The organism is Pseudomonas sp. EggHat1, assembly GCF_014892995.1.
Lineage (GTDB): Bacteria > Pseudomonadota > Gammaproteobacteria > Pseudomonadales > Pseudomonadaceae > Aquipseudomonas > Aquipseudomonas chaetocerotis.
On sequence record NZ_JACKQK010000012.1, the window covers coordinates 15,495 to 39,613 of the forward strand.

26 protein-coding genes and 1 riboswitch are annotated in these 24,119 nt (G+C 63.3%); of the genes, 13 read left to right on the top strand and 13 right to left on the bottom strand.

Annotated elements, in window-relative coordinates:
* Positions 1-4: 4 nt before the first annotated feature.
* Positions 5-1,186 (bottom strand): NO-inducible flavohemoprotein, encoded by a 1,182-nt coding sequence (gene hmpA / locus INS93_RS18175; RefSeq protein ID WP_192984621.1) that lies wholly within the window; start codon positions 1,184-1,186, stop codon positions 5-7.
* A 192-nt stretch (positions 1,187-1,378) separates the two neighbouring features.
* Between hmpA and norR the strand changes: the two genes are divergently transcribed.
* On the top strand, positions 1,379-2,929 hold the full coding sequence (gene norR, locus INS93_RS18180; protein ID WP_192984623.1) for a nitric oxide reductase transcriptional regulator NorR: 1,551 nt from the start codon (positions 1,379-1,381) through the stop codon (positions 2,927-2,929).
* A gap of 126 nt (positions 2,930-3,055) precedes the next feature.
* On the opposite strand, the gene INS93_RS18185 is transcribed toward norR, so the two are convergent.
* The 3 genes from INS93_RS18185 to INS93_RS18195 are packed head-to-tail and all read right to left on the bottom strand — an operon-like array spanning position 3,056 to position 4,755.
* Positions 3,056-3,994, bottom strand: coding sequence for a class I SAM-dependent methyltransferase (locus tag INS93_RS18185; protein WP_192984626.1), 939 nt, complete (start codon positions 3,992-3,994; stop codon positions 3,056-3,058).
* Positions 3,987-4,325, bottom strand: coding sequence for an FKBP-type peptidyl-prolyl cis-trans isomerase (locus tag INS93_RS18190; RefSeq protein ID WP_192984629.1), 339 nt, complete (start codon positions 4,323-4,325; stop codon positions 3,987-3,989). Before INS93_RS18190 ends, INS93_RS18185 begins: the two co-directional genes overlap by 8 nt.
* A gap of 1 nt (position 4,326) precedes the next feature.
* Complete coding sequence (locus INS93_RS18195; protein WP_192984632.1) at positions 4,327-4,755, bottom strand: group II truncated hemoglobin; 429 nt, start codon at positions 4,753-4,755, stop codon at positions 4,327-4,329.
* A 166-nt stretch (positions 4,756-4,921) separates the two neighbouring features.
* On the opposite strand from INS93_RS18195, the gene INS93_RS18200 reads away from it, so the two are divergent.
* The 4 genes from INS93_RS18200 to mntP all read left to right on the top strand — a co-directional run bounded on the left by INS93_RS18200 (position 4,922) and on the right by mntP (position 9,715).
* Positions 4,922-7,285 (top strand): DNA polymerase II, encoded by a 2,364-nt coding sequence (locus INS93_RS18200; protein WP_192984635.1) that lies wholly within the window; start codon positions 4,922-4,924, stop codon positions 7,283-7,285.
* 260 nt (positions 7,286-7,545) lie between these two features.
* Positions 7,546-8,532 (top strand): TerC family protein, encoded by a 987-nt coding sequence (locus INS93_RS18205; RefSeq protein ID WP_192984638.1) that lies wholly within the window; start codon positions 7,546-7,548, stop codon positions 8,530-8,532.
* 62 nt (positions 8,533-8,594) lie between these two features.
* Complete coding sequence (locus tag INS93_RS18210) at positions 8,595-8,891, top strand: hypothetical protein (RefSeq protein WP_192984641.1); 297 nt, start codon at positions 8,595-8,597, stop codon at positions 8,889-8,891.
* A 76-nt stretch (positions 8,892-8,967) separates the two neighbouring features.
* Positions 8,968-9,139, top strand: a riboswitch (yybP-ykoY riboswitch).
* Between the two features lie 6 nt (positions 9,140-9,145).
* On the top strand, positions 9,146-9,715 hold the full coding sequence (gene mntP, locus INS93_RS18215) for a manganese efflux pump MntP (protein ID WP_192984644.1): 570 nt from the start codon (positions 9,146-9,148) through the stop codon (positions 9,713-9,715).
* Positions 9,716-9,906: 191 nt separating this feature from the next.
* Here the strand turns inward: mntP and INS93_RS18220 are convergent, their stop codons facing one another.
* The 5 genes from INS93_RS18220 to INS93_RS18240 are packed head-to-tail and all read right to left on the bottom strand — an operon-like array spanning position 9,907 to position 12,205.
* Complete coding sequence (locus INS93_RS18220; RefSeq protein WP_192984646.1) at positions 9,907-11,034, bottom strand: NAD(P)/FAD-dependent oxidoreductase; 1,128 nt, start codon at positions 11,032-11,034, stop codon at positions 9,907-9,909.
* Positions 11,035-11,066: 32 nt separating this feature from the next.
* A complete protein-coding gene (locus tag INS93_RS18225; protein WP_192984648.1) occupies positions 11,067-11,321 on the bottom strand; it encodes a cytoplasmic protein in 255 nt (84 codons plus the stop codon).
* Positions 11,322-11,375: 54 nt separating this feature from the next.
* On the bottom strand, positions 11,376-11,654 hold the full coding sequence (locus INS93_RS18230) for a Rho-binding antiterminator (RefSeq protein ID WP_064495652.1): 279 nt from the start codon (positions 11,652-11,654) through the stop codon (positions 11,376-11,378).
* Positions 11,655-11,664: 10 nt separating this feature from the next.
* Complete coding sequence (locus INS93_RS18235; protein WP_017675261.1) at positions 11,665-11,919, bottom strand: DUF2024 family protein; 255 nt, start codon at positions 11,917-11,919, stop codon at positions 11,665-11,667.
* Between the two features lie 55 nt (positions 11,920-11,974).
* Positions 11,975-12,205 carry a thioredoxin family protein gene (locus INS93_RS18240; protein ID WP_192984650.1) on the bottom strand — a complete coding sequence of 77 codons (231 nt, stop codon included), beginning with the start codon at positions 12,203-12,205 and terminating at the stop codon, positions 11,975-11,977.
* Positions 12,206-12,322: 117 nt separating this feature from the next.
* On the opposite strand from INS93_RS18240, the gene INS93_RS18245 reads away from it, so the two are divergent.
* The 3 genes from INS93_RS18245 to INS93_RS18255 all read left to right on the top strand — a co-directional run bounded on the left by INS93_RS18245 (position 12,323) and on the right by INS93_RS18255 (position 14,636).
* A complete protein-coding gene (locus INS93_RS18245) occupies positions 12,323-12,889 on the top strand; it encodes a MarR family winged helix-turn-helix transcriptional regulator (RefSeq protein ID WP_192984652.1) in 567 nt (188 codons plus the stop codon).
* Positions 12,886-13,581: an MOSC domain-containing protein gene (locus INS93_RS18250; RefSeq protein WP_192984654.1), complete on the top strand. Its 696-nt coding sequence runs from the start codon at positions 12,886-12,888 to the stop codon at positions 13,579-13,581. Before INS93_RS18245 ends, INS93_RS18250 begins: the two co-directional genes overlap by 4 nt.
* A 101-nt stretch (positions 13,582-13,682) precedes the next feature.
* On the top strand, positions 13,683-14,636 hold the full coding sequence (locus INS93_RS18255) for a helix-turn-helix transcriptional regulator (protein WP_192984656.1): 954 nt from the start codon (positions 13,683-13,685) through the stop codon (positions 14,634-14,636).
* On the opposite strand, the gene INS93_RS18260 is transcribed toward INS93_RS18255, so the two are convergent.
* Positions 14,623-15,006, bottom strand: a complete 384-nt coding sequence (locus INS93_RS18260; RefSeq protein WP_192984659.1) for a helix-turn-helix domain-containing protein — start codon at positions 15,004-15,006, stop codon at positions 14,623-14,625. The two genes, INS93_RS18255 and INS93_RS18260, sit on opposite strands and share 14 nt — an antisense overlap.
* 215 nt (positions 15,007-15,221) lie before the next feature.
* On the opposite strand from INS93_RS18260, the gene INS93_RS18265 reads away from it, so the two are divergent.
* The 5 genes from INS93_RS18265 (at position 15,222) to INS93_RS18285 (ending at position 20,181) form a co-directional block, all read left to right on the top strand.
* On the top strand, positions 15,222-16,337 hold the full coding sequence (locus INS93_RS18265; protein ID WP_192984660.1) for an SMP-30/gluconolactonase/LRE family protein: 1,116 nt from the start codon (positions 15,222-15,224) through the stop codon (positions 16,335-16,337).
* A gap of 145 nt (positions 16,338-16,482) precedes the next feature.
* Positions 16,483-17,307, top strand: coding sequence for an alpha/beta fold hydrolase (locus INS93_RS18270; RefSeq protein WP_017675254.1), 825 nt, complete (start codon positions 16,483-16,485; stop codon positions 17,305-17,307).
* 43 nt (positions 17,308-17,350) lie between these two features.
* Positions 17,351-17,905 carry a cysteine hydrolase family protein gene (locus tag INS93_RS18275; RefSeq protein WP_192984662.1) on the top strand — a complete coding sequence of 185 codons (555 nt, stop codon included), beginning with the start codon at positions 17,351-17,353 and terminating at the stop codon, positions 17,903-17,905.
* An 8-nt stretch (positions 17,906-17,913) separates the two neighbouring features.
* Positions 17,914-18,651 (top strand): hypothetical protein, encoded by a 738-nt coding sequence (locus tag INS93_RS18280; RefSeq protein WP_192984665.1) that lies wholly within the window; start codon positions 17,914-17,916, stop codon positions 18,649-18,651.
* A gap of 90 nt (positions 18,652-18,741) precedes the next feature.
* Positions 18,742-20,181 (top strand): catalase, encoded by a 1,440-nt coding sequence (locus INS93_RS18285; protein WP_192984667.1) that lies wholly within the window; start codon positions 18,742-18,744, stop codon positions 20,179-20,181.
* A 59-nt stretch (positions 20,182-20,240) separates the two neighbouring features.
* On the opposite strand, the gene rhlB is transcribed toward INS93_RS18285, so the two are convergent.
* From rhlB to INS93_RS18300, 3 genes are all read right to left on the bottom strand, one after another.
* A complete protein-coding gene (rhlB, locus tag INS93_RS18290; RefSeq protein WP_192984669.1) occupies positions 20,241-21,689 on the bottom strand; it encodes an ATP-dependent RNA helicase RhlB in 1,449 nt (482 codons plus the stop codon).
* Positions 21,690-21,799: 110 nt separating this feature from the next.
* Positions 21,800-22,963, bottom strand: coding sequence for a dipeptidase (locus tag INS93_RS18295; RefSeq protein WP_192984671.1), 1,164 nt, complete (start codon positions 22,961-22,963; stop codon positions 21,800-21,802).
* Positions 22,964-23,116: 153 nt separating this feature from the next.
* The gene (locus INS93_RS18300) at positions 23,117-24,055 is read right to left on the bottom strand and encodes a GGDEF domain-containing protein (protein ID WP_192984673.1); all 939 of its coding nucleotides are present in this window, start codon (positions 24,053-24,055) and stop codon (positions 23,117-23,119) included.
* Positions 24,056-24,119: the final 64 nt, after the last annotated feature.

A 24,119-nucleotide genomic window follows, 5' to 3' on the forward strand; every position in this document is an offset into this window, starting at 1 on the left:
TTGATCAGCTATCCAGTGCCGAAGCCGGGCCGAAGAATTCGTAGCGGCTTTGCTCGGCGGGAACGCCCAGTGCCTGCAGATGACGCTTGACCTGAGCCATGAAGGGTTTCGGGCCGAGGAAGTAGGCGTCCAGATCGCGCTCGGCCGGCAGCCATTGCTCCAGCAGATCGCGGCTCAGAAAACCGCTAGCATCGGCCTGGTCGCCGTCCCGCGGTTCGCTGTAGCAAACGTAGTGACGGATCTGTGGGTGTTCGGCGGCATGGGCATCGACCCAATCGCGGAAAGCGTGCACCTCGGCATTGCGCGCGCAGTGGATGAAGTGGATGGGACGGCCGCTGTGCCGCGCCGCGTCGAGCATGGCCAGCGCCGGGGTGATACCGACGCCGGCACTGATCAGGGCCAGCGGTTTGTCCGAGGCGCTCAGGGTGAACTCGCCAGACGGCGGGAACAGTTCGAGTTCGTCGCCGACCTGAACGTCATCGTGCAGGTGATTGGAGACACGGCCGCCAACCTCGCGCTTGACGCTGATGCGGTATTCGCGACCGTTGGCCAGGGCCGACAGCGAGTAGTTACGGCGCACTTCTTCGCCATCCAGCAGCAGGCGCATGCCGATGTACTGGCCGGGTTGATGGTCGAGCAGGGCGCCGCCGTCGACCGGCACCAGGTGGAAAGAGGTGATCTCGGCGCTCTCTACCACCTTGCGCGCCACGCGGAAGCTACGTGCGCCGCGCCAGCCGCCCGGCGCCGCTGCATTCTCGGTATAGAGCTGCTCTTCGGCGCCGATGAAAATATCGGCCAGTTGCTGGTAAGCCACGGCCCAGGCATCGATCACCGCGTCGGTAGCGATCTCGGCACCCAGCACCTCACGGATCGCGCGCAGCAGGCAGCCGCCAACGATGGGGTAGTGCTCGGGGAGAATCTGCAGGGCCACGTGTTTGTTCACCACCTGACGTACCAGCGGGCCGAGGGCTTCGAGGCGGTCGATATGGCGGGCGTACATCAGCACCCCGCCTGCCAGTGCGCGCGGCTGGTCGCCGCTGGCCTGGTGGGCCTGGTTGAACAGCGGGCGTACCTCTGGGTGTTCGCTGAGCATCATCCGATAGAAGTGCGTGGTCAGCGCCTCGCCGCCGCTTTCCAGCAGGGGCACGGTGGCTTTGATCAGGTCGCGTTGAGCATTGGTCAGCATGGGGGTATCTCCGCAAGGCAAATAAAGGCGCCGGTGTGGCTCGTATGGCCAGTTGTGGCGTGCTAGCGTTAGCGATAGATACCTATCAGTAAGCGTGCCAATTAAATAATCCTTAAATATCAGCGGCTTACTTATTTTGTTGTGTTAATGACTCGCTTCGCGTGTGAGTCATAAAGACTTTGAGTAGTCGAAATGACCGCTAATCCTCTGCTGGAAACGCTTATTCCCCTGGTCGCCGATCTGTCTCGCGAGCTGGATGACGGCGAGCGTTATCGCCGCCTGCTCGCTGCCTTGCGCCAGTTGTTCCCTTGCGATGCCGTGGCGCTGCTGCGACTCGACGGCGAAATTCTTGTCCCTCTGGCGGTCGAGGGGCTGAGTCCCGATACCCTGGGGCGACGCTTCAGGGTCAGCGAGCATCCGCGTCTGGCTGCGTTGCTGGAACACGCGGGGCCGACGCGTTTTGCCGCTGACTGCGGTCTGCCTGATCCCTACGACGGTCTGGTGGAGGGGCTGCATGGCCACCTGGAAGTGCACGATTGCCTGGGCTGCCCGTTGTATCTGGACGAGCAGCTCTGGGGCCTGCTGACCCTTGACTCTCTCGACCCAGCCAGCTTTGGTCGACTCGATCTGGACAGCCTCGATGCGTTCGCCAGCCTGGCCGCGGCTACGGTCAAGGTCAGCCAGCGCATCAGCGGCCTGGCGCAGCGGGTCGAGGCCGAGCGCCAGCTCACCGAGCTGTACAAACAGGCGCGGCAGCAACCGCGCGAGCTGGTCGGGCAGAGCGCGGCGTTGCGCAAGCTGCTGGACGAGATTCGCCTGGTCGGTGACAGCCCGCTCACCGTGTTGATCACTGGCGAGACCGGGGTTGGCAAGGAGTTGGTGGCCGAGGCTATCCACGCGGCTTCGCCACGTGCGCAGCGCCCGCTGGTCAGCATCAACTGTGCGGCGTTGCCCGATGCACTGGTGGAGAGCGAGCTGTTCGGTCATGTGCGTGGCGCCTTTTCCGGGGCCATGAGCGAGCGCAGCGGCAAGTTCGAGTTGGCCGATGGCGGCAGCCTGTTTCTCGACGAGGTGGGCGAGCTGCCGCTGGCGATGCAGGCCAAGCTGTTGCGCGTGCTGCAGAGTGGGCAGTTGCAGCGGGTCGGTTCGGATCGCGAACACCGCGTCGACGTGCGGGTGATCGCCGCCACCAACCGCGACCTGGCGGCTGAGGTGCGTGCCGGACGATTTCGTGCCGACCTGTATCACCGCCTGAGCGTTTACCCGTTGCCGGTGCCGCCGCTGCGCGAGCGTGGTCGCGATGTGCTGTTGCTGGCCGGCTACTTCCTCGAAGAGAACCGCGCGCGCCTGGGGCTGCGCAGCTTGCGCCTGAGTTCTGAGGCGCAGAAGGCGCTGCTCGGTCATGATTGGCCGGGCAACGTGCGTGAACTGGAACACCTGATTGGCCGTGCGGCGATCAAGGCACTGGCGCGCCACGGCGAGCGCCCGCGCATTCTCAGTCTGGACGTGCAGGACCTGGATTTGCCGGCGGCCCAGGCGACGGCTGCCATCGACGACGTCCTGGCGCCCATGGATCTGCCCCCGGCAGGCCTGGAACTGCGTACGGCGGTGGATATTTTCCAGCGCCAGCTGATCGAGCAGTGCCTGGCGCGCCATCAGGGCAAATGGGCCGATGCGGCGCGTGAGCTGGGCGTGGATCGTGCCAACCTCAGCCGTTTGGCCAAGCGCCTGGGGATTCGGTAGCAGGATGGTGGGAGGGGCTTTAGCCGCGATCTGTTCACGTCGCGGCTAAAGCCCCTCCCACATTATCGGCATCTGCCCGTAGCCCGGATGTAATCCGGGGCCAGCAATTCCCGGATTTCATCCGGGCTACAGTCGGAACACCAGTGCCTTCAGGTCACTGTTCGGATCGATATCCGCAAACTCCGGCGGGTTGTCCAGGCGCCGTTCGAAGTGCAGTTGCGGCGCTTCCTCGGCCATGCTGTCGATCAGGAATGATGGGCCGATATCCGGTGAATTGACGCAGGCCAGCACCGTGCCGCGCTCGGTGAGTAGCTCGGGCAGACGACGCAGGATCTTGCGGTAGTCCTGGGTGAGGGCGAAGCTGCCTTTCTGGAAGGTCGGCGGATCGATGATCACCAGGTCATAGGGCCCGCTCTTGCGCACCTTGCCCCAGGATTTGAACAGCTCGTGGCCGAGAAACTCCACCCGACTCAGGTCGTGCTCGTTCAGGCGATGGTTGTCGCGCCCGCGTGATAGCGCGGCACGTGCCATGTCCAGGTTGACCACTCGCTCTGCGCCGCCTGCGATGGCCGCGACGGAGAAACCGCAGGTATAGGCGAACAGGTTGAGCACGCGCTTGCCGCGTACTTCTTCCCGTACCCATTGCCGTCCGAGGCGCATATCGAGGAACAGCCCGCTGTTCTGCTTGCTGCCCAGGTCGAGCAGGTAATGCAGGCCATGCTCGGTGATCTGCCACTGTGTCTGCGGTTCGCCGGCCAGCCACTCGCTTTCGCTGCCTTCGCGGTGACGATGTTGCAGCAGCAGGCCGCGTGCACCGCTGTGCTGCCACTGCGGTGAGCGAGTCAGCTCGTCCAGCAGTTCATACAGGGCGGCAAGGTGCTCCGCTTCGGGTTCGCGAAACAGCATCACCAGCACGATGCCTGACAGCCAGTCGACGGTGATCTGCTCCAGTCCAGGCCAGCAGCGACCACGGCCATGGAACAGGCGGCGAGTTTCCGAGCCGGGGTGGTTTTCCAGTGCCTGCAGCAGATGATTGCGCAGGGTGGTGAGGGCTGCATCAGTCATCGCGGGTCAGTACTTCCAGCAGCTCGATCTCGAAGATCAGGTTGGAGTTGGGCGGAATCGCGCCCATGCTGCGCTCGCCATAACCCAGGTGCGCGGGCACCTGCAGCTTGCGCTTGCCGCCAACCCGCATGCCCATCAGGCCCTGGTCCCAGCCCTTGATCACCCGGCCGGTGCCGATCACGCACTGGAACGGTTTGCCGCGCGACCAGGAGGAGTCGAACTCGCTGCCGCCCTCCAGCCAGCCACGGTACTGGGTGGTGATCAGGGCGCCCTTGACCACGGCCTTGCCGTCGCCGGGTTGCAGGTCTTCGATGATCAGTTGGTCAGTCATGTCAGGTTTCCTTGCGGTGACGGTTTTGGCTGGCCTGTACCGAGCGCTCGGCGGGTACGCGCAGTTGGGTCAGCAGGTAGTCGGCGAACGCCGGCTCATAGTTCTGTAGAGCGATGGCGCCGGCCATGCAGCTCAACCAGCTTTCGGCCAGCGCTTGATCGATTGGCCACTGGGCATGGAAGGCGGGAATGCTGATGCTGCCGTACTTCTCGGCGAACAGACGCGGCCCACCCAGCCAGCCGCTGAGAAAGCATGCCAGCTTGTCGCGCGGGGCGCTCAGGTCGGCCGGATGCAGGGCGCGCAGGGAAGCGGCCTCGGGGCGTTCGTCCATCAGGCGGTAGAAGTCGTCGACCAGTCGGCGCAGACCGTCGATGCCGCCAGCGGCCTGGTAGGACGCATCGCCGGTGCCGTAGGGAGGTGTGTCGCTCATCGCGTGGTTCCGCAGAAAAGGCGCCATTGTAACTGCTCGCGTAGAATGGCTTGCCAGTTTGAGGCACACGCCCCTGTGGGAGGCGCTTTAGCGGCGACTGTCGCGGCTAAAGCCCCTCCCACAAGTAGCCCGTAAGCATCGAGTTTGAATCCGTAGCCCAATCCCAATGACGCAACCCCAGCAAGGCTTCGTGCTCAGCCGCCATTGGCGCGACACGCCGGAGGGCACCGAGGTGGCCTTCTGGCTGGCCACCGATGCCGGCCCGCGCCAGGTGCGCCTGCCGTGCCAGGAGACGGTGGCTTTCATCCCCGCCGAGCAGCGTGCCTGGGCCGAGCCGCTATTGCGTAATGAGAAAGGCGTCGAGCTACGCGAGCTGACCTTGCGCGACTTCAAGCGCCGCCCGGTGCTGGGTTTGTATTGCCGCCAATACCGCCAGTTGCTGCAGCTGGAGAAGAAGCTGCGTCAGGTCGGTGTGGACGTTTACGAGGCCGATATCCGTCCGCCGGATCGCTACCTGATGGAGCGCTTCATCACCGCCTCCGTCAGCTTCGAGGGCGCTTTGCAGGAAGACGGCAGTCTGCTCTGCAAGTCGCTCAAGCCCGCCGTTGATTACCGCCCGGCGCTGCGCCTGGTGTCGCTGGACATCGAGACCAGCGCCCGCGGCGAGCTGTACTCCATCGCCCTGGAAGGTTGTGGTCAGCGCCAGGTGTACATGCTCGGCCCAGCCAATGGTGACGCCAGCATCGTCGACTTCGACCTGGAGTACTGCGACAGCCGCAAGGCGCTGCTCGAACGCCTGAATGACTGGCTGCAGCGGCACGATCCGGACGCCATCATCGGCTGGAACCTGGTGCAGTTCGACCTGCGCGTGCTACGCGATCACGCCGAGCAGCTCAAGGTACCGCTGATTCTGGGGCGAGGCGGCGACGTGATGGGCTGGCGCCAGCACAACAGCAGCCAGCATTACTTTGCCGAGGCGGCCGGGCGGCTGATCATCGACGGTATCGAAGCCCTGCGCTCGGCGACCTGGAGCTTCTCGTCGTTCAGCCTGGAATCGGTGGCACAGACGCTGCTTGGCGAGGGCAAGGCCATCGACACGCCCTATGCACGGATGGACGAGATCCAGCGCATGTTCGACGAGGACAAGCCGGCGCTGGCTCTCTATAACCTCAAGGACTGCGAGCTGGTGACGCGCATCTTCGCCCATACCGACCTGCTCGCCTTCCTGCTGGAACGCTCCAGCGTCACCGGCCTGGCGGCCGACCGTAGTGGCGGTTCGGTGGCCGCCTTCACCCACCTGTACCTGCCGCCCATGCATCGCCTGGGTTTCGTCGCGCCGAACCTCGGCGACATTCGCGGCGAGAACAGCCCCGGTGGCTTCGTCATGGATTCGCGCCCTGGTCTGTACGACTCGGTGCTGGTACTGGACTACAAGAGCCTGTATCCGTCGATCATCCGCAGCTTTTTGATCGACCCACTGGGGCTGGTCGAAGGCTTGCACCAGCCGGATGACGAACACTCGGTGGAGGGCTTTCGCGGCGCGCGCTTCTCGCGTACCCGGCATTGTCTGCCGGCCATCGTCGAGCGTGTCTGGCAGGGCCGAGAGGTGGCCAAGCGTGACGGCAATGCCGCCTTGTCGCAGGCCCTGAAAATCATCATGAACGCGTTCTATGGCGTGCTCGGCTCCAGCGGCTGCCGCTTCTTCGATCCGCGCCTGGCGTCGTCGATCACCCTGCGTGGGCACCAGATCATGAAGCGCACGCGCGAACTGATCGAAGCCGAGGGGCATGCGGTGATCTATGGCGATACCGACTCGACCTTCGTCTGGCTCGGTCGTGCGCATGGCGAGGAAGATGCCGCGCGGATCGGTCGTGGGTTGGTGAGCAAGGTCAACGCCTGGTGGCGTGAGCATCTGCAGCAGGAATACGGCCTGACCAGCGCGCTGGAGTTGCAGTACGAAACCCACTATCGACGCTTTCTCATGCCCACCATCCGCGGCACCGAAGAGGGCAGCAAGAAGCGCTACGCCGGTCTGGTGCTCGGCGCCGATGGCAGCGAGCGCATGGTATTCAAGGGCCTGGAGACAGTGCGCACCGACTGGTCGCCGCTGGCCCAGCGCTTCCAGCAGGAGCTGTACCGTCTGGTGTTCGCCGGCCAGGCCTATGAGGACTACGTGCGTGACTACGTCAAACGCACCCTGGCTGGCGAGCTGGACGAGCTGCTGGTCTATCGCAAGCGTCTGCGTCGGCGCCTCGATGACTATCAGCGCAACGTACCGCCACACGTGCGTGCTGCGCGCCTGGCCGACGAGCACAACCAGCATCTTGGCCGGCCCTTGCAGTACCAGCGCGGCGGCTGGATCAGCTACCTGATCACCACGGGCGGGCCGCAACCGCTGGAGCGTCTGCTGGCGCCAGTGGACTACGAGCACTACATCAGCCGCCAGTTGAAGCCTGTGGCCGATGCCATCCTGCCGTTCGTTGGCGGCGAGTTCGAGCGGCTGGTGGATGGGCAGCTCGGGCTGTTCTGAAACCTTCGGATAAACAGCGAATCCCGTAGGAGCCCGCTTGCGGGCGATCCTGGTGCCGGCGGCTGATCCCAGCAAGCTGGCTCCTACAAGACGGCAGCAGGCGCTATAGCGGCGTAGAACCGGAAATACTTTGTAAAATTCGCCCCGTTGAGTGGCGTTCGCAGCCTGAATATATTGGCGCCCGTGATACCGGGCCCCTCTGGCGGTTAACCCCGCGATGTCGGATCACAGTCTGTTCAATCTGACTGTAGGAGGGGCTCATGACTGCCCTAGAACCGTTTCTCTTCGCCGACTTCCTCGGCACGGCCACCTGGTTGTGGCTGGTCTTCATCGCTGTCGTCATCTCCCTGCTGGCCTTCGACCTTGGCGTGCTGCATCGCGATAACCGCGAAATCGGCGTGCGCGAGAGCCTGTTGCTGTCGGGTGGCTACATCACCGCAGGTCTGCTGTTCGGTGTCTGGGTGTTCTTCCAGAAGGGCGGCGACGCCAGCATGGATTACCTCACCGGCTTTCTGATCGAGAAATCGCTGTCGATGGACAACGTGTTTCTCATGGCCATGATCTTCAGCTTTCTCGCCATTCCACGGCAGTACCAGCACAAGGTGCTGTTCTGGGGAATCATGGGCGTGCTGGTGCTGCGGGCGATCATGATCGGCCTGGGCGCCGCGCTGATCCACGAGTTCGCCTGGATCCTCTACGTGTTTGGCGCCTTCCTGTTCTTCACCGGTGTGAAGATGCTGTTCTCCAAGCTCGACGATGCGCCTGATCTGCAGAACAACGTCCTGGTGAAGTTCCTGCGCAAGCATCTGCGTGTGACCGAGAATCTGCATGGCCAGCGCTTCTTCGTCCGCCAGGACGATGGCCAGGGCCGCAGCGTGCTGTGGGTAACACCGCTGTTCCTGGCGCTGATCCTGATCGAGTGCGCGGACCTGGTGTTCGCCATCGACAGCGTGCCGGCGATCTTCGCCATCACTCAGGATCCGTTCATCGTCTACACCTCGAACATCTTCGCCATCCTCGGCCTGCGTGCCTTGTATTTCGCCCTGGCCGCGCTGATCCATCGCTTCGCCTACCTCAAGTACGCGCTGGCGCTGGTGCTGGTGTTCATCGGCGCGAAGATCTTCCTGGTCGGCATCATCGGCAAGATCCCGGCGGTGGTGTCCCTGAGCGTGACCCTGGGCCTGCTGATCGGTGGCGTGCTGCTGTCGCTGTACAAGACTCGCGGCCAGCCGCCCGCGCAGATTTGATCACAGACTCTAGCCCGGCTATGTACAACGTCTGGCCGGGCCCTCGAAACTGGAGAAGCATGATGCACAAACACTGGAAAAACCGACTTGCGCCTGCCGCACTGGGCCTGGCGTTGATAACTCTGGTTGGCTGCGATGCGGCCGAACAGTCAGCGCAGAAACTCGCGGAGGAGGCGAAGAAGGAAGCGCAGGCGCTGATCAACGACTCGGTCGGCGAAGTGGTCGATGAGGTCAACCGCCAGGTGGACTCTCTGCAGGAGTCCACCAATCGCGCCTTGGGTAAGGACGAGAAGGAGCAAGACGCCGAGGCGCAGCAGGAGGAGTCCGAGAAACCCCTCGAGCAGGGTGTGGAGACCTGATTTCTGGCTGGCGGCATCGGCTACTGCTGAGCAATTTGGCGCGCCGCCACTTCCTTCTCGGGGCATATGGGATTACCCTGCGCTCTTCTTTGGGGAGTAGCCTGCCGTCGCGCTAGCGTCGGCGCATTGGTCAACATTCTCGGCAACCTGCCGTGGCCAATGCATCCGCTGGGATTGGTGAGACCAACGACTGTCCTGTGCCTGGTCGGGCGCGCAGTGACTTGTCGTTGACTCATGCCCGGTTGGAGTTTCCCTTGAATCCTCTTTCGCTAGTTCTTCTGTCTTTCGCCATGTCGACGGATGCCTTCGCTGCAGCCATCGGCAAGGGCTCGGGTCTGCATAAACCCCGCTTTGCTGAAGCCCTGCGCGCCGGTGTGATCTTCGGCTGCATTGAGGCCCTCACGCCAATCATCGGTTGGCTGATCGGCCAGGCGGCCAGTCGTTTCGTTCTTGAATGGAATCACTGGATCGCCTTCGTACTGCTGGTCGGACTTGGTCTGCACATGATCCATGCCGGTCTAGGCGCCGATGACGACGCGCCTGAAGACAAACCCTCGCGCCATTCCTTCTGGGTCTTGTTCGTCACTGCCGTGGCCACCAGCATCGACGCGCTGGCCGTTGGCGTGAGCCTGGCCTTCGTCGAGGTGAACATCGTGGTCGCTGCGATTGGTATCGGTCTGGCCACCACCCTGATGGTGACATTGGGCATGTTGCTGGGGCGCATGCTGGGGCAACTGGTCGGCAAGCGTGCCGAGATCGTCGGTGGCGTTGTGCTGGTGCTCGTCGGCGCGACGATACTCTACGAACACTTTGCGAGTCTGTAACCAAGGACCTGCCCCTGCGTGTGCTGAAACTCACTGCTGGCTGCTGCCGCGCCGGTCCCTGCTGTCCGGCGGTAGCAGAATGGCCGCTACCTGATCACTGAGGGCTGGATCGGGGTTGGAGTCGAGTGTGCCGAGAGCGGCAGGTGCCCGCAAAAACCAAGGCCGCTGGTGGCTAAGACTCTGCCAACTGCTCAGCCCAGCAGGCGCCGCGGGCTGAGTATCGCCTCGTCAAGGCCGGCTTTTACCAGGTGTTCCGGCAGCGACTGCCGACGGATCAGCGCCGCACAGGCCTGGCCCATGGCCGCGCTGGTCTGGATGCCGTAGCCGCCCTGTGCTGCTACCCAGAAGAAGTCATCGGCGTGAGTGTCGAAGCCGCCGACCAGATCGCCGTCGGCGACGAAGCTGCGCAGGCCGGCCCAGGTATGCGCCGGGCGGCGAATCTGCAAGGTGGTGTGTGCCTCTATCTGATGGATACCCAGTGCGATATCGAGCTCTTCCGGCTGTACGTCATGCGGCACCACCGGGTCGGCATTGGCGGGTGAGCCCAGCAGCAGGCCGGCATCGGGTTTGAAGTAGAAGGACTCATCCAGGCTCACCAGCGCAGGCCAGGCCTGGCAATCGACGCCCGTCGGACCTTCAAAGGTGAAGGCCGCACGGCGTTTGGGCTGCAGGCCGATGCCGGGCAGCCCGGCCAGGTGCGCGATCTCATCGCACCAGGCACCGGCCGCATTGATCAGCACAGTCGCGCGGTAGCTTTGCCCGGCGCAATCCACCTGCCAGCCGCCAGCGTGGCGCATGATCGCCAGCACATCGCGGTTGCAGTGAATCTCCCCACCTTGCTGGCGGATGCCACGCAGGTAACCCTGGTGCAGCGCTGCAGTATCGATATCGGCGGCGCTGGGGTCCAGCAGTGCGCCATGCACGCGCTCACGGCGCAGCACAGGCACCAGCGCGCAAGCCTCGTCAGCGCCGAGCAGGCGAGCCTCGGTGACATGCTCGCGGGCTTGCGCGTACTGGCGCTGCAACTCGGCGGCGTCACCGCTGAAATCCACCATCAGCTCGCCGCGCGGCGTCAGCAAGGGATGTTCGGCGAAACCGGCTGGTGGTGCGTCATAAAAGGCGCGGCTCGCGGCCGTCAGTGCGCGGACCTGCGGCGTGCCGTAGGCCACGGTGTAAAGCGCGGCCGAGCGGCCGGTGGCGTGATAACCGGGCTGCGCCTCGCGCTCGAGCAGCAGCGTCCTGCCGTGGCTGGCGAGGAAGTAGCCGGTGGACGCGCCGGCAATGCCGGCGCCGATGATCAGGTAATCGCAATGCTGCATGCCGCGTCTATCCACTGTGCAAGGTGATTTCGTCAGGGGGCGCTGTCCAGGTACTGCTCGAGAGGTTCAGGGGCGAACAGTGGCTCCCGGCTGATCATGCGCACGCCGTCAGGGCCACTTTCCAGTAGGCGCCGTTCGCTGTGCGCCACGAGCAGGTCGAGACTGTACCCTGACGCGCTCAGGCTGGCAGCGATTTTCCGGATGGCCTGCAGTGCCGCAGGCAGATCGGACTCGAAATGGCCGAGCAATTGATCGTCATGGCGGATGGTGAGGCGGAAGATGGGCATGGGTGATTCATCCTCGGATGCAATGCGACCTGGTTTCAGGCAGACGAGAGGCGTTCAGACGGCGCAGTAACTGTCAGCCAGCACGATCCTGCCGAAGCTGGCGCCGGTGTTGAGCGGGGTGATGGCCAGCAACCGATCCAGGCGCAGCTCCTGCTGGCCGGTGTCGCCTTGCACCACCAGAAACTCCTCCTTGCTGGCTGTCGTGCGCGTGGTCAGCGCCCTGGCCTCGAAGCTCGGACCTTCGAGCCGTTCGATCAGCAAGCGATAGCCATGCATGCAGGCAATTTCCAGGTAGTCGTGCAGATCGCAGTTCAAGGGACGATAGGCGTTCATGGGGTGTCTCCTAGCAGCCTTGCAGAGGAATGATGAAATAGCCTTTGCTGCTGATGGCCGCAGCGACTTCGGGGTGTGCGGGCTCGCTGTGGCAGAACTGGCAGCGGCTTTGTTCGATATCGTCGCCTTGCAGGCCGCGTTCGGCCATCCAGTCCTGGGCGAACTGGTTGGCTCGCCCCTGGTCGTTACCCTCGATCAGTACATCGAAGTGCAAGTAGCGGCCGTCACGCGTGCGTACGTGGGTATCGAAAACATTCACCTTCATATCGTTTCTCCTCGCCGGGGAGCGAGACGCCGCAGGGCGTCTCGCGCGCTCTGGATTACTTCAGGTCGTCGATGGAAGCGCCGAAGTTCAGGTGTAGTACCTGGCCTTCGACCACCAGTGCGGGGACCGACTTGACCCCGGCCTGTTCGGCTTCCGCCACGCGGGTGGCCTGTTCGCCGAGGTGAACGATCTCCACCTTCACCTCCGGAGCCAGCAGGTTCAACAGGGTCTGTTCGGCCGATACGCAGACGGGGCAACCGGCGTGATAGAAGCGTGCTTGAGTCATGGTCAATCTCCTGTTCGTTAGTTTGGTATCGAATCGATACTGAATCACAGGCTACGCTCAAATCGATCTTTGTCAACATGGTGTTTAGTCGATACTATGTTTCGACAGGAGTGATACATGACCGACACGACTCTCTTCGATCTGCTCGAAAGACTTTCCAGCCTGACCCGTATCTGGTTTCGCCAGCACCCGCTGCTGGCCGAGTTGCAGCCCATCCAGCTCAGTGCGCTGATGTACCTGGCGCGCTGCAACCACTATTCGAATACACCGCTGGGGGTGACCGATTACCTCGGCCTGACCAAGGGCACGGTGTCGCAGTCGCTCAAGGCGCTGGAAGGCAAGGGGCTGATCATCAAGACGCAGGACGCACGCGATAAGCGCAGCGTGCACCTGGCGCTCACCGACCCGGCCTGGGCGTTGCTGCAGACGCTGCTGCCGCCGGATTTCCTTGCTGCTGGCGAAGCGCGCCTGGGGGCTCAGGCAGGGCAATTGAAAACCCTGCTGACCGATCTTCTGCGGGAAATTCAGCGCGACACCGATGTGCCGGGCTTCGGTCTCTGTGGTAGCTGCCGTTTTCACCAGCAGGTCGATGGCCAGCCGTTCTGCGGTCTGACCCAGGAGCCGCTGCAGTCAAGTGATGCCAAATTGATCTGCCGCGAACATCAACCCCCGGAGGCCGCATGAACAGCCTGCAACTCGATGCATTGCTGACCGGCCGTGCCCAGCCTTTCACCCGGCCTGGCTCGCGCAGCGGCATTGCCAAGGCGCCACGCCAGGAAGCACTGGCGGTGACCACGCTGGGGCTGGCCGGAGACGAGCAGGGCGACCTGCGGGTGCATGGCGGCCTGGAAAAGGCCATTCATCACTATCCGCGCGAACATTACGCCGCCTGGCTGGCCGAGTTGGGCGAGCATCCACTGCTGACGCAGCCCGGTGCTTTCGGCGAAAACTTCAGCACCACGGGCTGGACCGAGGATGACGTCTGTTTGGGCGACCTCATACGTGCGGGGTCGGCCCTGCTGCAGGTTTCCCAGGGGCGCATGCCGTGCTGGAAACTGAGCGATCGCTTCGGCGTTGCCAACCTGGCGCTGCGGGTGCAGCAGTCCGGCCGTACCGGTTGGTATTACCGGGTTCTGCAGGAAGGCGTCGTTGGCGTGGGAGACCGGCTGCAGGTGGTGGAGCGCACTCATGTCGATTGGCCGCTCAGCCGTCTTTCTGCGGTGTTGTTCGACAAGCGCGTGGAGCCCGAGCTGTTGCGTGAATGCCTGGCCCTGCCGCTGGTGCCGTCCTGGCGCAGAACCCTGGAGCGACGCCTGGAAAAAGCCGAGGTCGAGGACTGGGCGCCTCGGCTGCAAGGCACAGACGTCATTCAGTAGCGAGCAGAACGGCAAACGGATGAGAGTGCTTCTACACTGGTTTCTCTTATTGATTCCAGGTGGTTCTATACCAAGCGCCTAGCGTTTGCTGTGGGGGCAGGATGAGCAGGTTGATCTGCGCCGACTTTGATGAGTTCGAGGAGGCCTTGTACGGGGTCGAGGGCCGTTATCTGCTGCGTTCACGGCAGCAGCGCGACTGGCGTTTACGTGTCGTCGAGCTCGATGGCGTGGCGCTGATGTTCGGTCGCGAGGGGGCGGGCACTGTCTACAGTGGCGTCGGTCTGCCGGGCTTCTTCAATATCTTCCTGCCGCTGAGCCGGCACGATTGCACGGTACTGGGCGGCACGCGCCTCGACCGTCGCTTGATCGGCTGGATGGTGCCTGAAGCCATGTTCCACATCGATGCCAGCCAGCCAGCGAGCTGGATGACGGTGGCCATGTCGTGCGAGCTGGTACTGCGTTGGGCGCAGCAGCATGAAGACGAGTTCGATCTGTCGATTCTTTACCGCAACCTGGTCTGTGTGGCTCAGCAGGACCTGGCGCCATTGGTATGGCTGGCGCTACGTCTGTTACGTATCGACCATCGTGCGCCGCAGGACCTGCATGTTCCGGCGGCCGAGCATGCTGCGCAGGCAGAGTTGATGGCGCTGGTGTTTCGCAGCCTGTTGCCGGTGACGCCAGCTCCGCGAGATCACGACGGGCACCAGCAGATTCTCCGCCGTGCCCTGGAGTTGCTGGATGCGACACCGGATGCGCCGCTGCATATGTCCGATCTGTGTCAGGCGTGCAGCACCTCGGAGCGCACATTACGCAATCTGTTCACCCGCTACCTGGGCATGAGCCCGCACCGCTATCTCATGCAGCACCGTCTTCATGCGATCCGCCGGGCCATTGTGCACGCGCAAGCCAATGAGACCATTACCGAGATCTGTGCCCGTTTCGGGGTCTGGGATTTCGGTCGCTTCGCAGGGTTGTACCGGCTCTATTTCGGTGAGTTGCCGTCGCAATCACTGCGCAGTCGCCGCTTGCTCACCGGGCCGCTCAACCCGCGTTGAGCGGTCGCTGCAAGGTGGTACTGGGATACTCGCCGAAAACTCCGTAGTACTCCGCGGCCATACGTCCGCAGTCGGTATAACCGAAACGCTGTGCAATCGCCGCGACGCTGCTCTGTTGCCCATCGGCTATGGCCAGTGCGGCGCGCAGCAGGTGCAGGCGTCGCAGGCGCAGATAACGTGCCGGCGCCATGCCCAGCGTATGCACGAAGGCGCTGCGCAAGGTCCGCTCACTGACGCCTACCATTCGACATAGCTCGGTCAGACGTGGCGTGCGCCCACCGGCCAGCGGTAGCAGCTCCAGCACCTGCTGCAGCAATTGCTCATGGGCGGCCTGGCGGGCGCGCTGGCGTGGCGTCATTCGCGGTTGCATGGCGGCGTCCTGGCCGGAGGGGAGCCCTCAGGCTGCACGCGTGCAACGGTGGTCGCTACGTAAAACAGGCAAATCGCCGGGCAGTGAGATTTGCCGATTTTACGTAGTGGGCGAGCACGCACTACGGCGAACATCGACTCAACGCTCGCCAGTCGCCGTTCGAGCTGACGAGCCTTCAGAAGCGTTCGATGTGAATCGGCGCGAGGGGAGGCTATATGAGTCCGTCGACGTGCAGCTTGGGCATATGTCTGGTACTGGCCGGTGCGTTTGCCGCCAGCCAGGCGCAGCCGCTCGGGCCCCAAGTGCTCGAGGTCGAGCCATTCGTCGAGTTGCCGTTAGGGGTACGCTACCCCGAAGGTCTGGCAACCAACCCGCACAACGGCGAAATCTACGTCGGCACGTTCGATATGCGTCAGCCCGCCTCCGAGCGCAACAATCAACTGCTTCGCTACGCAGCCGATGGCGGCCTGCTGGCGCAGCGATCATTCGCCGGCATGCCGCTTACCGGGTTGGGTTATGCCGACGGCCAGCTCTACATCCTCAATTTCGGTGCCGGCAAGCTGCAACGCATCCTGGCCGACTTCACGGCGGACACCCCGGTGGAGGATGTGCTCGATTTCCCCCGGCTCGCACCGCCAGCTCCGGTGGCTCGCATGGTGGACAACCCGGACGGTAGCCAGGATCGGATCGAGTTCGCTGCCAGTGGCATGCCTGCTCCCAACGGCCTGGTATTCGCCGGCAATGGTGATCTTTATGTGTCCGACTCCTTCCAGGGCGCACTGTATCGAATCGCCGACGCCACGCACTGCAAACCCTGTTCGCTTGAAGTGCTGTCGCGTGATCCGCTCCTCGCGACGGCGGGTTTCCTGCCCTTTGGCGCCAATGGACTAGCCCTCGATGATGGCGAGCGCCATCTCTATATCAACAACGCGGGTGATGGCCGCCTGCTGCGCATGCCGCTGCCTGGTGGCAAGTTGCAGGTGGTGGCTGAAAGCCTGCCCGGAGCCGATGGTTTGCTGTTTCACGACGGTCTGCTGTGGCTGCTGGCCAATCAGGTCGACCAGCTTTTGGGGCTCGATGAACAGGGGCTTATCCGTATACGTGCCGGTGGTTTCCAGGGCCTCAGTGCCAGCGGAGCCCCGTTGGGCTTGCTGTTCCCTGCCAGCAGCGTGGTGCAGGGCGACTGGATGGTGATCAGCAATCTGGCGTTGCCATTGACCCCCGCCGAAGGCGACGAGTGGGAAGAGCAGGTGCGTACCTGGAATCTGGTGCGGCTGCGTCTGCCGCGATCTTCGGCCGAGGGAGGGGCAACTCATGTCGCAAACCCCTGAACAACCTTTGAATAACGGACGTCGCCAATTGCTGCTCGGCTCTGCCGCGCTGGCAACGGTGATGTTGTTACCCCTGGGCGGTTGCGTGCGGGGCGCAGGCCCCGGCACCGCCCATCCGCAAACCGAGAATGGAGGGCGTAGAACCATGGGCACCATCACCACACGCGACGGGACACAGATCTACTACAAGGACTGGGGCAGCGGCCCGGTCGTGGTGCTAAGCCATGGCTGGCCACTGAATTCCGATAGCTGGGAGGCGCAGATGATGTTCCTGGCCAGCAACGGCTATCGGGTGATCGCTCATGACCGGCGTGGTCATGGACGCTCCAGCCAGCCCTGGAATGGCAACGAGATGAACACCTACGCCGATGATCTGGCTGCACTGCTCGATCACCTGGATGTGCGTGGCGCTTCGCTGTTCGGTTTTTCCACTGGTGGTGGCGAGGTGGCGCGCTACATCGGGCGGCATGGCACCGCCCGGGTGGCCAAGGCGGGGCTGATCGCAGCTGTTCCGCCGTTGATGGTGCAGACCGAGGCCAATCCGGGTGGTCTGCCACTCTCGGTATTCGATGGCATCCGCGCGGCATCGCTCGCCGATCGTTCGCAGCTGTACCGCGACGTCGCCAGCGGGCCGTTCTTTGGCTACAACCGCCCCGGTGCCAAACCCTCGCAGGGAGTGATCGACGCGTTCTGGATGCAGGGCATGATGGCGGGTCACAAGAATGCCTATGACTGCATCAAGGCTTTCTCCGAAACCGACTTCAGCGACGACCTGAAGAAGTTCGATGTACCTACGCTGATCCTGCATGGCGATGACGACCAGATCGTGCCCGTGGACGCCGCTGCCAGAGCTTCGGCCAAGTTGGTGCCACACGCCAAACTGGTCATCTACCCCGGAGCGCCGCATGGCATCACCGATACCCACAAGGAACAACTGGGCGCGGACATGCTGGCCTTCCTGCGTAGCTGATCGACCATCAACGGCCATTCAATGTCATTTCGAGGACTGACCCATGAGTAGCAAGACAGCCCTGATCGTCGTGGACATCCAGAACGATTACTTTCCAGGCGGCCTATGGACGCTGAGCAAGGTCGAGGCCGCCGCCGCGAAGGCGGCACAGGTGATCGCCGTTTTTCGTGAGCGCGGCGATCTGGTGGTGCACATCCGTCATGAGTTCACCAGCGCCGATGCGCCGTTCTTTCGACCCGGCAGCGAGGGGGCGCATATCCATCCCAGCGTCATCAATCAGGGCGACGAGCCGGTGGTGCTCAAGCATTACATCAACTCGTTTCGCGAAACCGAACTCAAGGCGGTACTCGATCGGCACGCCATCGACGCCGTGGTGATCGTCGGCAACATGAGTCATATGTGCGTTGATGGCATCACCCGAGCCGCGGTGGATTTCGGCTACGACACCACGGTGCTGCATGACGCCTGTGCCACGCTCGATCTGCAATTCAACGGTGTAACGGTGCCGGCCGAGCACGTGCATGCGGCATTCATGGCGGCGCTCAGCTTCGGCTACGCACCCGTGATTTCCACTGCTGAATATCTTGCAAAAGGCTAGGGACGCTTATGAACACGGTGACGCTAAGTGCGTGGCTGGCCATGCTGGCAAGCCCGGCCTGGGCCCACGGCCCGGAAGGCATCCACAGCGAAAAGGGCGGGCAGGTCGAGGCGGCTTTCGATCTGGTGCATACCCGGGTGTTCAAGGAGGGCAGCGATCTGGTCTTCGAGCAACTGGTCGATGGTCAGGCCGGTAGTCGTCTGCCCAGCGCCAAAGGCAGCTTTGCCGGTGCAGAGGTCTACAGTTACGTCTGGCCGACCAGTCTGGACAGCGGCTCGGTGGGATTCGAGCAGGAGTCGGGCATTCTTGCCCTGGCGCTGACCTCGCACCCGGACTTCGACGATACGCCGCAGCTCGATGAAAACGGCGACGGTGACAAGGCCAACGACGGTGGCCTGTGGCACTCGCACTGGGTGGTGCTGACCAAGGAGCCCAGCTGTGGGCCCAGCGGCCTGAAGGTGCGGGACATTCCAGAGGGCGCCAAACCCAAATTGCCCGCCACCTGGCCTGGCGTGCCGCTGTACATCGACTCGCCAGGCTATGACCTGAGTGTGAAGAACGACGCGGCGCAGATTCGCGTTCCGCTGGCGGCTGTGGGGTTCCCGGCAACATTCAACTACGACGGTGTCACTGCTGCGCTGCAGATCAATGCCGATCTGCATAACCCGCTGTTGTGCGTCTCCAGCGTTTGGGATGTGGCCTCCGGCGATCTGTCCTTGCCTGCGACCTGGAAGACCTCGGACTAAATCATCGCGTGCAGTTGTCGGCCGCCATCGATTCCGCTGGCGGCTGGCGTTCGCCTGGCGTTCGGCATATTCGCTTGAGGAGTACCTGTCATGTCCAAACAGAAGCTGACCCATGCCACCGGTGCGCCAGTGGTGGACAACCTCAATATTCAGACTGCAGGGCCGCGTGGGCCGGCGCTGCTACAGGACATCTGGCTGATCGAGAAACTCGCCCATTTCGACCGCGAGGTAATTGCCGAGCGGCGCATGCATGCCAAGGGCGCAGGTGCCTATGGCACCTTCACCGTGACGGGCAACATCAGCCGTTTCAGTCGCGCCAGTCTGTTCGCCTCGGTAGGCAAGCAGACACCGGTGTTCGTGCGTTTTTCCACGGTGGCTGGGGAACGTGGCGCCGCCGATGCCGAGCGTGATATCCGTGGTTTCGCCGTGAAGTTCTACACCGATGAAGGCAATTGGGATCTGGTCGGCAACAACACCCCGGTGTTCTTCTTCCGCGACCCGATGCGTTTTCCCGATCTCAATCACGCGGTCAAGCGCGATCCGCGTAGCGGCCTGCGCAGTGCCAGCAACAACTGGGATTTCTGGAGTCTGCTGCCCGAGGCGTTGCACCAGGTCACCATCACCATGAGTGAACGCGGTATACCACGCAGCTACCGGCACATGCACGGGTTCGGCAGCCACACCTTCAGCCTGGTCAATGCGGACAATCAGCGGTTCTGGGTCAAATTTCACCTGCGCTGCCAGCAGGGCATCGAAAACCTCAGCGACGCCGAGGCGGCCAGCGTGATCGGCGCCGACCGTGAAAGCCATCTGCGTGATCTTTACCAGAGCATCGAGCGGGGCGACTATCCGCGCTGGACGTTATGTATTCAGGTGATGACCGAGGAGCAGGCCGGTCGCCATCCGCACAACCCCTTCGATCTGACCAAGGTGTGGTCGCATGCCAATTACCCGCTGATCGAGGTGGGCGTGCTGGAGCTCAAGCGCAATCCGGACAACCATTTCGCCGAGGTAGAGCAGGCCGCGTTCTCGCCTGCCAATGTCGTACCTGGCATTGGCTTTTCACCGGACAAGATGTTGCAGGCGCGTCTGTTCTCCTACGGTGATGCCCAGCGGTATCGGCTGGGTGTCAACTTCAACCTGATCCCGGTCAATGCGCCGCGCTGCCCGTATCACAGCTACCACCGGGACGGTCAGATGCGCACCGACGGCAATCAGGGGTCGACCATCGCCCATTACCCCAACAGTCAGGGCGAATGGGAGGATCAGCAGGGACTGCGCGAGCCACCGTTGCCACTGGAGGGGAGCGCGACCCATTGGGATCACCGCGTCGACGATGACCACTTTCAGCAGCCGGGGGATCTGTTCCGCCTGATGAGTCCGGCGCAGCGGCAGGTGTTGTTCGAGAACACGGCCAGGGCGATGGGCGACGCATCCGTTGAGATCAAACGGCGCCATATCGGCAACTGCAGCAAGGCTGATCCCGCTTATGGTGCGGGGGTGGCTAGGGCGCTGGGTTTGGGTGACTGAGGCTCAGGTATGAAAAAGGCGAAGCCTCGCGGCTTCGCCTTGGTTCTACCTGCGCTGGCTCAGTGCTTGCGTGGCACCGGCTTGAGCAACTCGTCCGGCGGCATTTCACACTGGATCTTGCGGCCGATCAGCGTTTCGATCGGCGGCAGTGCGAAGGCATCGTCTTCGCCGGCGAAGCTGATCGAGGTGCCGCTGCTGCCGGCGCGGCCGGTACGGCCGATGCGGTGCACGTAGTCGTCCGGGTCTTCCGGCAAGGTGAAGTTGATCACGTGGCTGATGGCATCGACGTGGATGCCGCGACCGGCAACGTCAGTGGCGACCATCACGCGGATCTTGCCTTCGCGGAAGCCTTCCAGGGCGCGAATGCGCTTGTGCTGGGGAATGTCGCCGGACATCTGCACGGCACTGATGCCGTCGCGGGTCAGGCGCTCTTCGATGCGCCGCACTTCGTCCTTGCGGTTGGCGAAGACCATGACCCGCGTCCAGTCATTCTGGCTGATCAGGTTGTACAGCAACTTGTATTTATCGGCCGAGGCCACGGCGTAAACGTGCTGCTCGACGGTGTCGCTGGCGACGTTCTCTGGCTCGATCTCGACGATGGCCGGGTTGACCGTCCACTGCTTGGCCAGGTTCATCACGTCGTCGGTGAAGGTGGCGGAGAACAGCAGGGTCTGGCGGTCGCCCTTCATCGGCGTCTGGCGGATGATCTGGCGTACCTGTGGGATGAAGCCCATGTCGAGCATGCGGTCGGCTTCGTCCAGCACCATCACCTCGACCATGTCCAGGTGCACTTCGCCGCGCTGGTTGAAGTCCAGCAGGCGGCCCGGTGTGGCCACGAGGATGTCGCAGAAGCGCGATTCCAGCTGCTTGAGCTGCTTGTCGAAGTCCATGCCGCCGACGAACTGCATGACATTCAGGCCGGTGTACTTGGTCAGCTCGGCAGCGTCCTTGGCAATCTGCACCACCAGTTCGCGGGTCGGCGCGATGATCAGCGCGCGTGGCTCGCCCATGTAGCGCTCTTTCGGCGGTGGGGTTTGCAGCAACTGAGTGATGATCGAGATCAGGAAGGCTGCGGTCTTGCCGGTGCCGGTCTGGGCGCGGCCAATGGCGTCCTGGCCCTTGAGGGTGTAGCCCAGTACGCCAGCCTGGATCGGCGTGCAGTAGGGGAAACCCAGGTCATGAATGGCGTGCATCAGCTCGGGGGCGAGCTTGAAGTCATGGAAGCGCGTCTTGCCTTCGGCAGGCTCGACCACGAAGTCTTCCAGCTTCCAGGTATCCACCGGTTTGGCTGGGCGCTCGCGGCGCGGCTTGTCAGCCTTTGGCGGGCGGGGCTGTTGCTGCGCCGGGCTATCGCCTGCGGTCTCGCTGGTGGTGCGGGCGGGCTTGTTCTTGCGGGGACGCTTGTGCTCTGCGTCACCGCTCTGGGCGGGCGCTGTTACGGGTGACGGCGCTGGTTGTGGCTGCTCGTCTTCGGCTTTGCCGAACATTTTCTTGAGTGCTTTGAGCACGGGCTTCTCATCGACTGGTTAAGGAGTGAACGCCCGCCAGTGTAATGCAAGACGCGGGCGTGGCGAAGTGCTTCGCTCGCGTCTGTCAAGAGGACCGTGCGCTCAGGGCCTCATTTCTCCGGCAGGCTGGCCAGCAGCAGGCGCTGTACATTGCCGCCCATGATCGCGGCAATGGCGTCATTGTCGAAGCCGGCGGTTTGCAGTCCCTCGGTAATTTGCGCCAGGCCGGTGACGTCGAACGGCGTATGCACGGTGCCGTTGAAGTCCGAGCCCAGGGCGACGTGCTCGACGCCGACCTTGTCCGCCGTATAGCGGATGGCTTTGACGATGGCGGCGACCGAGGTGTCGCAAACGGCGGTGCTCCAGTAGCCGATACCGATCACCCCGCCCGTGGCGGCGATGGCCTGCAGGTGCTTGTCGCTGAGATTGCGCGTGCCGGGGCAGGTGCCCTCGACGCCGGTGTGCGAGACCAGCACCGGGCGCGTGGCCATGGCCAGCACATCGTCGATCAGCGGGCGCGAGGCGTGGGCCAGGTCTACCAGCATGGATTTTTCTTCCAGGCGCGCGATCACCTGGCGCCCCAGCGGGGTCAGGCCGCCCTTTGCCAGGCCGTGGGCTGAACCGCCCACTTCGTTATCGAAGAAGTGGGTCAGGCCGGCGATACGAAAGCCTGCATCAAAGAGCGTATCGACGTTCTCCAGTTGGTTCTCGATAGGCTGCAGGCCTTCGGTGGCGAGCAGGCCTGCCACTCGTTGCGGGTCTTTGTCCCAGGCCTCGATGAAACGGGCCAGGTCTGCGCGGCTGCGAATCAGCACCAGGCGACCTTCGCTGGCGTGCGCCGCATCCTGCAGCTTCTGCGCCTGGTACAGCGCGCGCTGCAGCAGGCTGTTCCAGGTTTCCCGGGGCCAGCGCTGGGCCATGGCCAGCAGGGTGATGTTGTCGCTGTCGGCGGCGTTGCTCTCCATGTTCAGCCCGCGTGGCGTCTTGGTCACGGTGGAGAACACCTGCAGGCCGAGGCGACCTTCGAGCATGCGCGGCAGGTCGGAGTGACCGTAGTCGTAGCGTTTGAGCAGATCGCGCTCCCAGAGCAGGGCGTCGTCGTGCAGGTCGGCGACGAACAGCCCCTGGTGCAGCTTCTGCGCGCTGGCGCTGGCTGGATAGGGTGGCGGGCTGGCGACGCTGTTCATCTGCGCGTCGATGACTCGGGGCAGGCCCAGTACGGCGAGGGCGGAGAGGGGAACGAGCAGAAGCAGGGCGATCAGCAGTTTGCGCATAAAGGGTGGCCATCCAGGCTTGTCGTTATGCTCGGCACTGTAGCAAGGGAAGGGGCGGCGGTGCGCGGCAGCTCTGTGGGAGGCGCTTCAGCGGCGATTCGGTCGCGGCTAAAGCCCCTCCCACAAAGCCTAGCGCACCAAGGCGATCAAGGCTCAGCCGCAGAGGCAGTTACGCCCCTGTTGCTTGGCTTGGTACAGCGCCGTATCGGCACGTGCAATAAGGCTTTGCAGGCTGTCCTGATGGCGCATCTGCGCGAGGCCGATGGAAATGGTGACGCCGGGCAGCACGCCGACCGGCGAGTAGAAGGAGGCGATCTGCTCCAGGCTGATACGCAGGCGCTCACCGATACCGCGTGCAGCCTCATCGGCGATCTCCGGCAGGAGAATGACGAACTCCTCGCCACCGAAACGTATCAGGCTGTCCTTGGCCCTCAGCTGGCTGCTCAGGGTATGCGCCACCAGGCACAGGGCGTAGTCGCCGGCCAGGTGGCCGTGCTGGTCGTTATAGGCCTTGAAGTGGTCGACATCGAGCATCAGCAGCGACATGGGTTCATCGTTGAAGGCGCAGCGGGTGCTCTCGCGCTCGAACACGTGCTCCAGCCAGCGCCGGTTGAAGCAACCGGTGAGGGTGTCGACGTTGGCGTTCTGCTCACTGTCGAGAATCTGCCGGTTGCCTTGGCGTACACGATCGCAGAGCAGCTCCAGCAGGTTCTGCATCATCTGCGGGGATTGCTGGAACAGCGCCACCAGGGACTCGCGATGCAGGCGCAGGACGATGGAGGGGCGCTCGGCCACCACGTAGGCGGAGGGATGTTCGTTGTCGATGAAGCTGATTTCACCGGCGCAGTCGCCGACTTCGAGGGTGCTGACGGCCTGGTTGTCCAGTGATCCCAGGTAGACGCGCAACTGGCCCTCGATCAGCAGATAGAGGTGCTGGTTGCGATTGAAGGGGGAGAGCAGCACTTCGCCGGCTTCCAGCTCGCAGGCGCGAAATTCCCGCAGCAACTGGTCCAGGCTGCTGGTGGCGACATTATGAAATAGTCGCAGCTGTTGAACTTGTTGCAGGTCTGCCTGCCAGTGCGCCGGTTTCATTACAATCTCGTCGGGCCTGACCGGGCGAAAAGCCCGAGGCACCACCAACGCTCCCTGTCGTGTC